Annotated in this window: 12 protein-coding genes; 7 read left to right on the forward strand and 5 right to left on the reverse strand. The window is 44.9% G+C overall.

The features are described 5' to 3' along the window. Together ACE1CM_RS38575 and metK are read left to right on the forward strand one after the other, a co-directional pair. On the forward strand, positions 1-1,904 hold a 1,904-nt coding region (locus tag ACE1CM_RS38575; RefSeq protein ID WP_374884229.1), incomplete at its 5' end, for a cation-translocating P-type ATPase. Between the two features lie 138 nt (positions 1,905-2,042). Next, positions 2,043-3,266, forward strand: a complete 1,224-nt coding sequence (metK, locus tag ACE1CM_RS38580) for a methionine adenosyltransferase (RefSeq protein ID WP_374884230.1) — start codon at positions 2,043-2,045, stop codon at positions 3,264-3,266. Positions 3,267-3,498: 232 nt separating this feature from the next. Here the strand turns inward: metK and ACE1CM_RS38585 are convergent, their stop codons facing one another. Next, positions 3,499-3,789: a DUF5132 domain-containing protein gene (locus ACE1CM_RS38585; protein WP_374884231.1), complete on the reverse strand. Its 291-nt coding sequence runs from the start codon at positions 3,787-3,789 to the stop codon at positions 3,499-3,501. A gap of 270 nt (positions 3,790-4,059) precedes the next feature. Between ACE1CM_RS38585 and ACE1CM_RS38590 the strand changes: the two genes are divergently transcribed. Beyond that, positions 4,060-5,037, forward strand: coding sequence for a magnesium transporter (locus ACE1CM_RS38590; protein WP_374884232.1), 978 nt, complete (start codon positions 4,060-4,062; stop codon positions 5,035-5,037). 5 nt (positions 5,038-5,042) lie between these two features. Here ACE1CM_RS38590 and pstB read toward each other — a convergent pair whose 3' ends face one another. After that, complete coding sequence (gene pstB, locus ACE1CM_RS38595) at positions 5,043-5,858, reverse strand: phosphate ABC transporter ATP-binding protein PstB (RefSeq protein WP_374884233.1); 816 nt, start codon at positions 5,856-5,858, stop codon at positions 5,043-5,045. 756 nt (positions 5,859-6,614) lie between these two features. On the opposite strand from pstB, the gene ACE1CM_RS38600 reads away from it, so the two are divergent. After that, the gene (locus ACE1CM_RS38600) at positions 6,615-8,972 is read left to right on the forward strand and encodes a WD40 repeat domain-containing protein (RefSeq protein ID WP_374884234.1); all 2,358 of its coding nucleotides are present in this window, start codon (positions 6,615-6,617) and stop codon (positions 8,970-8,972) included. 108 nt (positions 8,973-9,080) lie between these two features. Here the strand turns inward: ACE1CM_RS38600 and ACE1CM_RS38605 are convergent, their stop codons facing one another. Together ACE1CM_RS38605 and ACE1CM_RS38610 are read right to left on the reverse strand one after the other, a co-directional pair. Further along, positions 9,081-10,238 (reverse strand): CBS domain-containing protein, encoded by a 1,158-nt coding sequence (locus ACE1CM_RS38605; RefSeq protein ID WP_374884235.1) that lies wholly within the window; start codon positions 10,236-10,238, stop codon positions 9,081-9,083. Positions 10,239-10,448: 210 nt separating this feature from the next. Beyond that, positions 10,449-10,829 carry a recombinase family protein gene (locus ACE1CM_RS38610; protein ID WP_374884236.1) on the reverse strand — a complete coding sequence of 127 codons (381 nt, stop codon included), beginning with the start codon at positions 10,827-10,829 and terminating at the stop codon, positions 10,449-10,451. Between the two features lie 239 nt (positions 10,830-11,068). Here ACE1CM_RS38610 and ACE1CM_RS38615 point away from each other — a divergent pair, with 239 nt between their 5' ends. After that, positions 11,069-11,389 carry a thioredoxin family protein gene (locus ACE1CM_RS38615; RefSeq protein ID WP_374884237.1) on the forward strand — a complete coding sequence of 107 codons (321 nt, stop codon included), beginning with the start codon at positions 11,069-11,071 and terminating at the stop codon, positions 11,387-11,389. An 80-nt stretch (positions 11,390-11,469) separates the two neighbouring features. Further along, positions 11,470-11,838, forward strand: coding sequence for a response regulator (locus ACE1CM_RS38620; RefSeq protein WP_374884238.1), 369 nt, complete (start codon positions 11,470-11,472; stop codon positions 11,836-11,838). Positions 11,839-12,010: 172 nt separating this feature from the next. Here ACE1CM_RS38620 and ACE1CM_RS38625 read toward each other — a convergent pair whose 3' ends face one another. Then, positions 12,011-12,265, reverse strand: a complete 255-nt coding sequence (locus ACE1CM_RS38625) for a hypothetical protein (RefSeq protein WP_374884239.1) — start codon at positions 12,263-12,265, stop codon at positions 12,011-12,013. Between the two features lie 237 nt (positions 12,266-12,502). Here ACE1CM_RS38625 and ACE1CM_RS38630 point away from each other — a divergent pair, with 237 nt between their 5' ends. Then, a complete protein-coding gene (locus tag ACE1CM_RS38630; protein ID WP_374884240.1) occupies positions 12,503-13,888 on the forward strand; it encodes a protein kinase in 1,386 nt (461 codons plus the stop codon). Positions 13,889-13,931 lie beyond the last annotated feature (43 nt).

The following is a 13,931-nucleotide window of genomic DNA, read 5'->3' on the forward strand; positions in this document are numbered from 1 at the left end:
GTGATATTTATTCTCTTCAACCTCTCCCCAATACAGAGTTAAGGGCAGGCAAGATGCCTACCCCACAAGAGTGGGAACTTAATTCTCTTCAACCTCTCCCCAATACAGAGTTAAGGGCAGGCAAGATGCCTACCCCACAAGAGTTGGAAGAGAAGATCGACCCCTATGCTTGCGATGAACTGTTAAAACTAATTCACGTATCGGTTCTCTGCAATGAAAGCGAAGTCAACGGACAGCAAAATGGCGAATATGTCGTTCGCGGATCTGCTACGGAAAATGCCTTAATCCATCTGGCAATCGGTGCGGGGGTGAATGTCAAAGACCTGAGAGAAAAATATCCCCTGGTGGACATCAAGCACCGATCCGAAACCCAAAATTACATGACCACGCTGCATTTGAACCAGCACCACCAGTTGCTTGCGGTTAAGGGAAGTCCCACAGAAGTGCTGGATATGTGCAGCTGGCAGATTAAAGATGGGGAAATTGTTCCCCTCGCAGAAGCAGATAGATTGGCGATCGAGACCGAAAACGATCGCATGGCAGGTAAGGCACTGCGGGTGCTAGGCGTCGCTTATGCTCATTTCGAGAATGGCGAAAATCTCCCCGCCTCCTCTACCCCCGCGTCCCCCATTCCCCCCATCCCCGCGTCCTCTACCCCCGCGTCCCCCATTCCCCCCATCGCCGCGTCCTCTACCCCCGCGTCCCCGCGTCCCCGCGTCCCCGCGTCCTCTTCCCCCCCTCCGGAAAACTTGATTTGGTTGGGACTTATCGGTATGGCAGACCCCATCCGCAGCGGCGTCAAAGCATTGATGGGCGACTTCCATCAAGCGGGAATCGAGACGGTGATGATCACCGGCGACCAAAGTCCTACCGCCTACGCCATTGGGAAAGAATTGAATCTCAGCAAAGGCGAACCCCTGGAAATCATCGACTCTACCCAGTTGGGCAAACTCGACCCAGAAGTAATCAAAGCATTGTGCGATCGCATCCACATTTTTGCTCGCATCAGTCCTGCCAATAAACTACAAATCGTCCAATCTTTGCAAAGTGCGGGCAAAGTAGTCGCCATGACGGGAGATGGCATCAACGACGCTCCCGCTTTAAAAGCAGCTGATGTTGGCGTTGCAATGGGACATACGGGAACCGATGTCGCCAGAGAAGTCGCAGATGTTGTCCTGCAAGACGATAAGCTGGAAACCACCATCGTCGCCGTTAGTCAAGGGCGCACCATCTACAACAACATCCGCAAATCGGTTCATTTCCTCCTTTCCACCAACATCAGCGAGATTATCGTCATGCTTACCGCTACCGCAGGTGGGATAGGTCAACCTTTAAATGCGGTGCAATTGTTGTGGTTGAATCTAGTTACCGATATTTTCCCCGGTCTTGCCCTCGCTTTGGAACAACCAGAACCAGATGTATTGAGTCAACCACCCAGAAATCCCGACGAACCTATTATAAAAGCAGCGGATTTTAAGGGAATTTTATTAGAGTCGGCGACAATTTCCGCTAGTTCCTTGGCAGCTTACGGTTACGCCCTGAGCAAATACGGAATCGGCGCGCAAGCAAGTACGATTGGTTTTATGAGTTTAACCTCAGCGCAACTGTTGCACGCCCTCTACTGTCGGTCTAAAAAACACAGTATTTATAGCGGCGAAAAACTGCCCCCCAATCAATATTTAACCCTTGCCCTCGGCGGTTCTTTCGCCCTGCAAATTTTAGCCGCATTTGTACCGGGTTTGAGGGGTCTATTGCAAATCGCCCCGCTCAATATAGTTGATACTGCTGTCATCGGTACAAGCGCCGTGCTGCCTTTGTTAGTCAATGAAGGAACCAAGGAATTAACAACAGCAGAACAGGTGACCAGTAGTCAGAAGTCATATCATGTCCGCTTGCAGAGGTAGCGTTAGGTGAGCTTCTTGTGCAGGTGAGCAGGTGGGAGGAAAAAAAACAGCTTTTCCCACAATCGACTATATACAACAGATACAACCGGACATGATATCAGTGAAAATCAGCCAATTACCAATTACCAATTACCAATTATGAAAAAAGACTTCATGTTCACATCCGAGTCCGTCACCGAAGGACACCCGGATAAACTATGTGACCAAATCAGCGATGGGATTATCGATCAATTTTTGCGGCGAGACCCCTTTTCCAGAGCGATCGCAGAATGTGCCGTATCTACGGGTATCGTCTTTATCTCGGCGAGGTTTGAATCCGATGCGATCGTCGATTTCACTAAAATCGCCCGACAGGCGATTAAACAAGCAGGTTATGAGGAACCTGATTTTAATGCCAAAACTTGCAGCATCATCACAAGTTTAAAAGAATTGCCGCCTAACAAGCAGCGCTATTTAGATGAAAAAAAACTATCAGAAGCAGAGATCGAACAAATTCCCGTGCAGGATCAGGTGACGGTGTTTGGATTTGCCTGCAATCAAACCCCCGCCTTGATGCCCCTACCGATTTGGTTAGCACACCAACTAGCAAAGCGGTTGACTGCCCTGCGGTTGGAGAAAATAGTGCCATACCTTGCCCCGGATGGCAAGACACAGGTCGGGGTGGAGTATTGCGATCGCAAACCCAATAGAATTCACAGCATCACCATTCTGGCAAGTCTGGATAAACTCTCAGCATCCGATGCACCCGATTGCAAGCAACTCCAGACAGAAATTCGGGAAACCGCGATCGATTTTGTCTTTCAAGATCTAGCAATTAAACCAGATGAAAAAACCAGAATTTTGATCGACTTTGACGATCCCTTTGCCATCGGCGGTCCGGCGGTGCATTCTGGACTGACGGGGAGGAAAAATGCCATCGACACCTACGGAGAATATGCGCGCCACAGCGGCGCCGCCCTCAGCGGCAAAGACCCGACCCGCATCGACCGAGTAGGAGCATACGCCGCCCGCTATGCTGCCAAAAATATCGTAGCAGCTGGTCTTGCCGATGAATGCGAAGTGCAGTTGAGCTATTCCATCGGATTTTCCAGACCTGTTAGTATCCAGGTGGAAACCTTTGGTACGGGCAAAATCCCCGATGAGGAAATTACCGGACTTTTAGAGAAGTATTTTGACTTCCGCCTCGCCGGAATCATTCGGCAGTTTAATCTCAGATTCCTACCTGCGATCGTCAAAGGTGGATTTTATCGAAAACTAGCAGTTTACGGTCATATGGGTCGAATCGATATTCCGCTTGTTCCTTGGGAAGAAACAGATAAAGTTCCTTTGTTGCAGGGATTGATTTTTCAGTCATTGAAATAGTGAATTGGCGCCAGGAAAATCCACTTTGGTTTCAAAAATGGATGAGTTACTATAACCATCCCCAAAAAAAATCGGGACTTCCGCAAAGAAACCGGGTTTCTGTGAAAAATCGTGGCTGGGAAACAAAAGCTCGCAGCAAAGAAACCGGGTTTCTACAATCGTCGTGGGTAAGTCCTGAAAATTTTGCTAGCTTTGCTATCAGCTTCCTTCGCCCTTGTTATTGGTTGCTAAACTAACCAACCTCCGGATGAGTTACAGTCGCTTCCAGTTCTTTCACCTTTTCCGCAGCAAGTTCGGCCTTAGCTTCGGCTAGGACATCCTCAAAGTTTTCGCCAACTTCTGCCAGCACTCCCTTGCCCTTTTCATAAAGGACAATTCCACCTTTGATCATTGTCTTGGCTATCGGCTTACCCATCCCTGTCGCCACTGGAATAATGACAGGCAGAAGCACGATTGCTGCAATACCAGGAACGCCAAGACCTTCGACTAAATCTTCAAGTTCGGGGACAATTTTAGGTGCCATAGGTTTTTACCTCTCGGCTCCATGCAATTTTAGTGTATCACCCTTGAACTAAAAATATTTAAATTTTGAATAAATTATATTAATATTTATGTGGAAATTAGGCTGGAATTTGGTATCAAAAATGATACATAATTATATTGAAACAATTATCAAGTTGCTAGTTATAAACTTGGGGGTTGCTAATTACTAATTCCCAGAGATATTCGTAATATCACGATTGAGCCATTAGCCATTAGCCATTAGTAGAAACACTACCAAGGAGATGAGCCGATGTCAGCCTATAAAGCTTCAATTTCTGAAACAGCTGCTCAGTACCTAGTGCCGCGAGTTCCCTTTGCCTTCGCCCAAGATAGCGTGGGATCGACCCTCGCGAGCCTTCCGGGCAATGCCTTCGATTCTATCGAAGCGGTTTACGTGACAGACAGCCAAGGGCATCTATGGGGTTTAATTCGCTTGCTCGACTTGCTGAGAGCGCCAAGAGACAAGACCTTAGGCGAGGTGATGACTGCTCAACCCCCAATGGTTAATCCCCACGAGGATCAAGAACGGGTGGCGGGGTTGGCAGTACAATACGGTTTGACCGATGTCCCCGTGGTCGATATGCAAGGACGCCTGTTGGGAGTTGTCCCAGCGCAGGCTTTAATTGGCATCTTAAGACGGGAGCATATCGAGGATCTGGATCGGCTGGCAGGTATTCAGCGAGAGAATAGCCACGCGCACCACGCCCTGGAGGCTGCCCCAACTCAGAGAGCAGGCGATCGCTTGCCGTGGCTGCTGGTGGGACTCATCGGCAGCATCTTGGCTACATTCGTCGTCTCGCGCTTTGAACAACTTCTGGCAACCCGCGTCTTTGTTTCCTTCTTCGTACCCGGAATTGTCTACCTGGCAGATGCCATCGGCACGCAAACAGAAGCAATTGTGGTGCGCGGCTTGTCTTTCAACCACTCTTCGTTGCCGAAATTGCTAACCGGGGAAATATGGACGGGATTGCTAATCGGACTTGCCCTTGGTGGGTTGAGTTTTCCTTTGGTATTGGCGGCTTTTGGCAATCTCAAGCTGGCTAGTGCGGTGGCGCTAGCCATTTTGACTGCTGGGGGAATTGCTACCACCGTTGGTCTGCTTTTTCCCTGGCTGCTCTTCCGTGCTGGTAAAGACCCAGCTTTTGGATCGGGACCAGTCGCCACCATCATTCAGGATGTGCTGAGCTTGCTAATTTATTTCGTCATTATTCAACTTCTGGCGGTCTGAATTGCTTAACCAAAACGACCCTTGACATATTGCTCGGTGACCTCCTGGGTTGGACTTTCAAAAATCACACAGGTGCGGTCGTATTCCACCAGTTCGCCTGTACGGCTTCCTTCTTTCATTTCCAGGTTGAAGAATGCTGTCATGTCAGCAATTCGCGAAGCCTGCTGCATGTTGTGAGTGACGATCGCAATCGTACAATGCTGCTTAAGTTGCCGCATCAAATCTTCAATTTGCAAAGTCGAAAGCGGGTCGAGAGCAGAACAGGGTTCATCCATCAGAATGATTTCCGGTTGCAAGGCAATGGCTCGCGCAATGCACAACCGCTGCTGTTGCCCACCTGATAGATCCAAACCGCTATCTTTGAGCTTATCTTTGACTTCATCCCAAAGAAACGCCTGACGCAATGACTGCTCTACCATCTCATCGATGTTACCTTTGTAGTCGTTAACCCGAAGACCAAAGGCAATATTGTCGTAAATAGACTTGGGAAAGGGATTCGGCTTTTGGAAGACCATGCCAATGCGGCGGCGAATAGCGATCGCATCCTGTTGCGGGTCATAAATATTGCCACCATTAAACAGGATTTGCCCTTCTAAGCGAGTCCCTGGGATCAGATCGTTCAGACGATTAAAACATCGCAGTAGGGTAGTTTTGCCGCAGCCAGAAGGCCCAATAAAAGCTGTAATCTGGTTTTTGTAAATCAGCAGGTCAACATTGCGTAACGCTAGGGAATCACCGTAATAAAACTCCCGCACCTGCGCGTGCAAGATCTCCTCTAAAACAATTTTAGAGGCCGTCGCGGTAGGATAATCTACTGTCATAACTGCCTCCTAAAGATATACTAGAACTAGCCACGCTCACCGCTTCCCCATTCGCAACGTTGTTGCACCAACGTTGTTGCACCAACGTTGTTGCATATCCCAGATGCTGAATTACATACCAAGCGGTAAACAAGCAACTGGCTAAACAAGCAACAGAACGATATCTTTAACCGCAGGTTAGTCCAAACCAGATGATTAGAGTTGATATTCACTATTAATTTTAATTTATTTTCTATTTCCATAATTAAAAAAAGGTTAACTTTGAATTAAATCTAGGTTAAGCTGGGTCAGATATCCGGTTTATTGGTAGAAAGAAGATGAGTTGGCTGATGGCTGTCTTGCATCCGCTCCCCCATTTATTCCTGGAAAACAAATAATTAGAATTTCTTCTATACACCCAGTACTTTCCATAGCTTTCTGCACCCATTACCCAACAACGGTATAAAAAATAACTGTATATTAACCTCGAATTAACCTAAATTTAAACTAAAAATCCGCTGCTGAAAAATATCCGGATAGACATTATTATCTGTGTTTATACTAAGATAGATAAAATCAGGTGCATCAGGGAAGACCTGGTGATTTCTCAGAAATCACCGTGTAATTATTTAGACATCAATAATCAACACTAAATCTCACCTACTGCTCTTTTCCCACCTTACCCAATCCACGATCGGGTTTAGGTGTAGTCGGAATGGAGTGTTGCGCCCCTCTTGTTTTAAGAGAGGGGATGAAGGATAATTGGGAGCGCTATATATGCTAATGCTGACCAAAAGTGTACTGATGGAGCAAGGGCTAAAATTAATCGTCCAATGGGTGATAGAATTTGCACCTCTGATTGCTGTCTTGCTGCAAAAGCAAGATGAAGAAGCTCTCGGTAAATCTAAATACCTAAAAGCTGAGGACATTCAAGAGTTTCTCCAGAATGTCAAGGGTATGATTGAAACAAAAAATTCACCTAGTAGCTTTGAACAGGAAAAAGCGCTACAGCAGCAATTAGCTGACTACCACCGGGAGACGCAATTAAAATTAGCCGCCTATCAACGGGAAACAACGCTTAAATCCCCGGAAATTCACAAAATAATAGATAATTGGCCTTTAAGATTATACCCTTCTCAAATTCTAGAGTCTCACCCTAATAGCGGACTGATACCCCTGAGAATTTTTCTGAAAACGCCCCAATTACAAATCGATCAATTTGGCAATGAAATGCCGGAAAATATAGAGATTGAAATGGGATTGGCTGAAGGAATGCGAGAATTTTTGAATCAGCATTATTCTCTGCACAATCAAGTTAGACCTACAGAGTTTTTAGCAGGAGCTTGGGAAAACAAGCAGTTTCACGGTGAAGCTAGCATTAAAGCTTTGTTCGGAATGCTAAAATCAGAACCGACGTTAATTTTAGAATCAGAAAATGATGGAACTTATCTGATTTTTCGCATGGCATACTGGGGGTTAAACCAAGATAATTACTATTACAAAACTGTTGCAAGAATGCCTTACAAAGAAATAGTTTACGAGTCGGCAAAGGAGCGTGCTTTAGCGTGGAAAGAGATTAGGGACAAACTTTTAGCCTTGGGAGAACCAATTGATGAAGTAAACAAGCTGGGAGGAGATAATGCAATTAATTTAGAAATTTTAGAGAAACAAGAAAAATGGAAAGCGCATGGAATTGACGCGAGTCAATTATCGCTACCATACAAAGTTAAGCGGGAAGATTTTGCCAAATTATGGCATTTTTTAATCAACTGTCACTGTTTGGTAGCGGGTTGGGTGACAGATACTTACCATCTCGTTCATCATGACGTGCCTCCCTTACTGCCGAAATTGTTACCCAATTTGATGCAAGATGTTACTGACTTGCAACTAATACAAGCCATTGTTTCTGGCTATAGACAAGTGTACCAGGCTTTAGCAGAAGAAAGACGTTACTGGGTGCCAGAATTGGCTTTGCAATTAGCTGAAAGTCTGATACATTTACCGGATAAATCTTGGAGTAAAGATCAAGTCGAATATTCGGTGAATTCGTGGTTGCAACTGCACCAAGTTACACCGTTAGAAGGAAGTGATAATTTAGAGGCAATGAAGTCAGCTTTGAAGATAGAAGATTATGAATATGTCGAGAAGCTGAAAGAATATTTTGTCGCAATTGAGGATGATGAAAGCGTTGGTAAAGTGCAGGAGTTGTTGCGTGCTATTGCCGATTTAAAACGCAAGTACAGTCTAGAACATATTTCCCCAATTTATAACCTCTCAGAACAGTCTGGAAAAGTTTCATCAGTCGCCATCAGCGCCGATGGCAATATTCTAGTCAGTAGCTGTTTGGACAAAACAATTAAAGTATGGGATCTGCAAACGGGAGAACCCATCCGCACCCTGACTGGAAACACAGAAAAAATTGCCTCAGTTGCTATTAGTCCCGACGGAAAATTTATCGCCAGCGGCAGTTATGACTCTCCTGGAAGTAATGTTAAAGTATGGAATCTGCGGACTGGTAAACTTCTGCCTGTGATTTTTGGGCATAATAATCCAGTCAAATTTGTGGCGATTGATGCCAAAGGACAAGTTGTTTTCAGCGGCAGTAATAAGATAAAACTTTGGAACTTGCAAACAGGCGAACGACTTTGTACCCTATGGCATTCCTGTGCGGTAAATTGCGCTGCAATGAGCAAAGACGGTCAAATTATTGCCAGCGGTCAGAGTGACGGTAAAATTAGAATTTGGCATCCCCAATCTGGGGAACCTCGCCGCACCCTTGGCGGACATTCAGGGGAGGTTTATGCAGTTGCAATTAGTCCGGATGAACAAACTTTAGTCAGTGGCGGTGCAGACAAAAATATCAAACTTTGGCATCTCGGCACTGGTGAATTAATTGGCAATTTAGAAGGACATTCAGAAGCAGTTTCCTCCCTGACGATTAGTTCTGATGGCAAAACTTTGGTCAGCGGTAGTGCCGACAAAACTGTCAAAGTTTGGCATCTCGATACAGGTAAATTGCGCGGCACTCTCACCGCACATTCGGCAGCAGTTAACTCCGTAGCGCTGAGCGCCGATGGGAAAATTTTAGCCAGCGGTAGTGCTGATAAAACGATCAAAATTTGGCAATTATATTAACCGGATCGCAGCGAGGCAGAGCCTCGCAGATTCGTTCCCAGGCTCGAGCCTGGGAACGAGAGTAGGGAGGCTCTGCCTCCCCCTATGTCAGATCAGATCTAAGGGAAATTAACTTTGGCGAAGTGCTTCCACCAGATGACGTATCCGTTCAATATCAACTAAGGCAGAATTGAGTTTAGTTTGCCTCAAATCTGGTGATAAATCGGGTTGTTGAGCCAGAGTTTCTATGCAAACTTGGATGGTAGATAAAAGATCGTTCAACTCATGATTGGGGTTGGTGCATTGGTTGCAGTGGGTAATATCGCCAGTTACAAGCGCTTGGGAAAGTTCGGATTGTTCTCGCTTTAGTTGCTCAATCGTGCGCTGTAATATTTCGATTGTCCCGTACATTTCTACAGGGTCAAACACGCGCAGCAGATCTGTTTCGGTGATGATTCCCAATCCTTGACCCCAATTCCAAGATACAACTAACCGTCGCACGTTACGGTGTTGCATTTCTTGATAGGCTTTGTATAAAGAATCTTCAGGACTGAGCAAAAATAGCGGCGTACTCATGACAGTCTGAGCTTGGGTATGCGCGAAATCAATCTGTAATGATTGCAATTGCACGATATCTCGTTCTGTGACAAGGCCAACGGGTAGAATATTTCCTGCCTCATCTTCTTGTGTAATCACTACGCAACTGATGTGATGGCTTGCCATTAATTGGGCTAAACTCAGTACCGAAGCCGTTAAAGGGGCATGGATCGCTTCAGTTGACATTAATTCAGATACGCGGCGTCGTTTGAGGAAATTTGCCGGTCGCAATACCCGCCGAATACTTTCCGGTGAAACGACCCCAATCGGTTCGCCGTTGTCGTTGACAATCGGCAAATGGCGAATCCGATACCGCCGAAATAAAAATAACGCGGCGGAAATATCCTGAAAATCAGCTTGACGTAAAACGATAGGCGCAAGCGTCATCACCGCTCCTATTTCCACCCCTTCAAAGTTTACGCCTGCTGCTGTCAGCCGCACGATATCCCGTTCTGTAAAAATTCCTAATAATTCTGTATTCTGCATTACCAATACGTAGCTGGAGAGCTTGGCACCGGAAGTCAAGGTGTCGGATGCTTCCCCCCTAGGTTGAGCGACACCAAGTAGCCGCGTTTGGTTCATCAAAGCGATCGCATTCACCAGCGGGGTGTCTGGTGTGACGATCGGCAGCTGACGGTCAATTGCCGCCTCTACAGCAGGGGCAAAAATCAGCGGGTTATCGAATTGCATAACTGATTTATATAGCGATCGCCAATAGACACTAAAACGATCGGTACTTATAATGAGGGATGTTACAAATACGCAAACTGGAACCCTTGCTAGTTAATGCTTTGATTTACTTTAAGGTTATGGAGAGGAATTTTGCAACTGACCCATTGGCAGGTGTTATGACATTATCAGCTTCACTCAAACTTGGCGGTGCGATCGCGATCGCTACTTTCAAGGCGCTGACGGATCGCTCCCCGTACCCGTAGTTTTACGGGTTTGAGTCGCGCTAGATACCTTGGGTGTTTTGCCATACAGTCGGTCTAGAACCCGCTTGACGGAGATCCGTTTCCACTGCTGACCCCGCTTGGTGCAATACCCTTGCTGATTCAGCCAGTCGGCTATCTGTTGCAGCGACTTACCCGACTTGTGGTGACGGCGAATTAGCTCGATTACCTGCATCTCGACTGGGTTTTCCACCAGTTCGCCATTGACAGAGGTTTGACCGAAAGCTGGCGAACCGTAACCCGCATAGCCGCCCTGAGCAGCTTTGAGTTTTCGTCCTCGTTCTAACCTTTCCCAAGTTGTCAGGTTTTGGAAGTCTTCAGCAGTCATTCTTGTCAAGATTGAGTGTCTTGAATATATAGGGTAAACCAGTCAATCTGCTTCCGATCGCGATGTATTAAACAACACAAGTTATTTTGTGTATAAAGGAAAATTTTGACTCTTACGGGTTGAGGAAATCGCGATCGCAACAAGACAATCAAGCGATGGTGTAAAAACTTTTGGGTTTAACAGTCTTTTAGTAACAACTGCAACAACTGTCGAAACACCAATTCTTGTGAGGAACGCAAATGAGCGAAGTCTGGGAAATTCAAGATAGCGAACTCGATGCAATTTTAACCCGTGAAAGATTTGTTATAACTTATTTAATGACTCTTCGGTCTGACTCGTGTCGCCAGCTCGATCCAATTATGAAGCAACTAGCCCAAGCCTACGAAGACCGTGCCAAAATTGTCAAGATCGACATCAACAAAAACAAGATCGCGCCTCAAAAATTCAACGTCTACATCATTCCTGCCGTTCTGATTTTTCAAAATGGTATACTTAGAGAAAAAATTTTGGGTGTGGCTACCTATGAAAATTTCAGAACCGCCATTGACCAACATCTTTAGCTCTGATTATAAATAGAGCGAACCCTATTTTATCCCAGGATTATAATCGATTTGCGTGAGTCAATGACCAGGATAGAGCCTTGAAAAAAATTTTATTGATTGAAGATGATGAATATTTGCGGTTACTGATAGAAAGATTTTTAAAATCTGAAGGATTTAATGTTTTGACGGCAGAGAATGGATTTATTGGTCTAGTTTTAGCTAAAGAACAAAAACCAGATTTAATTGTTTGCGATATTAAGATGCCCGTGCTTGACGGATATGGAGTTCTAGAAAATTTACGCAAAGATTTGAAAATCGGCAATATTCCTGTATTTTTTATTAGCTTTTATGCCGATGAGGAAATGATCGAACGTGCTTACCAACTCGGGGTAAACGATTATCTCAAAAAACCTCTGGATTTGAATGAATTATTGGTGAAAATAAGGCAGCAATTGAATTTAAATTAGATAACGATCGCTCGCGCTTTTTCGGGTCTACCCCCAGGGAAGTAATACCGGGTCCGGTAGTAGAGACGTTACATGTAACGTCTCTACGGGTATGGTTAATGGTGTTTTTGGGGCAGATTTCGCCAGCGCAAAGGTTTTTGGAGGCCGTGCCCCTACAATGCCCTGTTGCACCCTATGGAAAACCGCTGTTATTTCCGTTTTCCTCAAGCGGAACCGCATTCAAATACTCATCCACATCCACATACATCGAATCCTCGCCGCCACTTTCATTTAGCACATTCCCAGCAGCCAATCCTTGACGATCCAAAAGCCTTCGCAAAGTGGCGTTTGCATTACTTCCGCGCTTGAGCGTAAATAACCGCAATTTCATCCTCAAACTAACTTCCTTGAGACTATGTGGGTAATTTCCTCCTAGTGCTAATTTCAATTATGTGTCAAAATTAATATATTTCTTTTCTAAGGAGTTATTGGCAACATCTGTAGCAGTCGCCAGAGCCGTTAGGACGCCGATTGATGATGAAACCATTAAGTTGAACTATTTTTCCCCCTGTTCCCTCTTTTCTATTCCCTGTTTCCCCTTATACAGCTGGAATCCTGGAAATTGCGTCAAGGGTGCATACCTGCTAAACCTGTTAACAAATGCTACAAGGCTGAGAGAATCGTAATGATAGGACAAACACTCAAAGGACGCTACAAAATTATCAGCAAGTTGGGTCAGGGAGGTTTCGGTGAAACTTATCTAGCTGAAGATCTAGATTTACCTGGTACTCCTCAATGTGTCGTCAAACATTTACGAACCCAATTTAGCGATCCATTTGTTTTGCAGAAAGCCAAAGAATTATTCGACGCTGAAGCTGAAGTCTTATATAAAAAGCTAGGACATCACGACCAAATCCCGCAACTGCTTGCTCACTTTGAAGAAGAGCGGCAATTTTATTTAGTTCAAGAATTGATTGAAGGCGAAGATTTGAGTAAAGAGTTAATTCCAGGCAAACAATTTAGTGAGATGGCGGTAATTGCCATGTTACAGGATATTTTGAAAGTTCTAGAATTTGTCCACGCTCGCCAAGTAATTCACCGGGATCTTAAGCCAGCAAATTTAATCAGACGTGCCAGAGACGGGAAAATAGTTTTAATTGACTTTGGTGCAGTCAAACAAATCAGAACTTTAGCAGCTAACACTCAGGGGCAGATATATTCTACAGTTGCGATTGGCACTCCTGGCTATATGCCGTGCGAACAAAGTATGGGGAATTCCCAATTTAACAGCGATATTTATGCTTTAGGAATAATTGGAATTCAAGCTCTCACTGGAATATTACCGACTAAATTACCAACAGCTCCCAAAACCCATGAAATTCGCTGGCGAGATTTGGTGCAGGTTAATCCAAAACTTGCAGATATTTTAGACAAAATGGTGCGCTATGATTTCCGCGATCGCTACCAATCCGCCACGCAAGTTTTGCAAGCATTGAATACTTTACAACCTCAAACAAAACCCATCCCCTGGAAACCTTTAGTCCCAGTTGGAGTTGCTGGAATCGCTGCCGCTATATTCTTCGCTTTCCTTAAATCAGAAACTTTATTAACTTATGACAATTCCACCGAAGGAATCAAGCTGACATATCCCGCCAGTTGGTCAAACACACTCGCAGTAAAAGACCCTATTACAGGCGATCTTGCTAAATTTGTCACCCCGAAAGAAAGCGAGACGGATAAATTACAAGAAGATTTGACTATCAGCGTGGAAGATTTATCTAACAAACCAACAACTTTAGACGGGTTTACTGAATTCTCAATTTCCCAAATTAAACAGCTTAATCCAGATGCAAATATTATTGTCCAAGGCGAAACCACTTTGGCAAACAATATTCCGTCTTATCAAGTTATTTATACCGTCAAAGACAGACAACTTAATTTAAAGAAACTGCAAATATGGCTGCTCAAAAATAATCAAGCTTATACAATTACCTATACCGCCGAATCCGACAAATATGCTAAATTTGAAAATTATGTAAAATCCCTGCTTAATTCTTTGGAAATTAAATAATTGGTCATTGGTAATTGGGAATTGGTAATTGGATTCATTGGCA

The sequence above is a fragment of the Microseira sp. BLCC-F43 genome, assembly GCF_041929235.1.
Lineage (GTDB): Bacteria > Cyanobacteriota > Cyanobacteriia > Cyanobacteriales > Aerosakkonemataceae > Microseira.

Excerpts from the sequence above, each read along its gene's own strand:
- ACE1CM_RS38605 (WP_374884235.1), bottom strand. The coding sequence starts at position 10,238 with ATGCAATTCGATAACCCGCTGATTTTTGCCCCTGCTGTAGAGGCGGCA.
- ACE1CM_RS38585 (WP_374884231.1), bottom strand. The coding sequence starts at position 3,789 with ATGGCACCTAAAATTGTCCCCGAACTTGAAGATTTAGTCGAAGGTCTT.
- ACE1CM_RS38600 (WP_374884234.1), top strand. The coding sequence starts at position 6,615 with ATGCTAATGCTGACCAAAAGTGTACTGATGGAGCAAGGGCTAAAATTA.
- pstB (WP_374884233.1), bottom strand. The coding sequence starts at position 5,858 with ATGACAGTAGATTATCCTACCGCGACGGCCTCTAAAATTGTTTTAGAG.
- ACE1CM_RS38590 (WP_374884232.1), top strand. The coding sequence starts at position 4,060 with ATGTCAGCCTATAAAGCTTCAATTTCTGAAACAGCTGCTCAGTACCTA.
- ACE1CM_RS38610 (WP_374884236.1), bottom strand. The coding sequence starts at position 10,829 with ATGACTGCTGAAGACTTCCAAAACCTGACAACTTGGGAAAGGTTAGAA.
- metK (WP_374884230.1), top strand. The coding sequence starts at position 2,043 with ATGAAAAAAGACTTCATGTTCACATCCGAGTCCGTCACCGAAGGACAC.
- ACE1CM_RS38630 (WP_374884240.1), top strand. The coding sequence starts at position 12,503 with ATGATAGGACAAACACTCAAAGGACGCTACAAAATTATCAGCAAGTTG.
- ACE1CM_RS38615 (WP_374884237.1), top strand. The coding sequence starts at position 11,069 with ATGAGCGAAGTCTGGGAAATTCAAGATAGCGAACTCGATGCAATTTTA.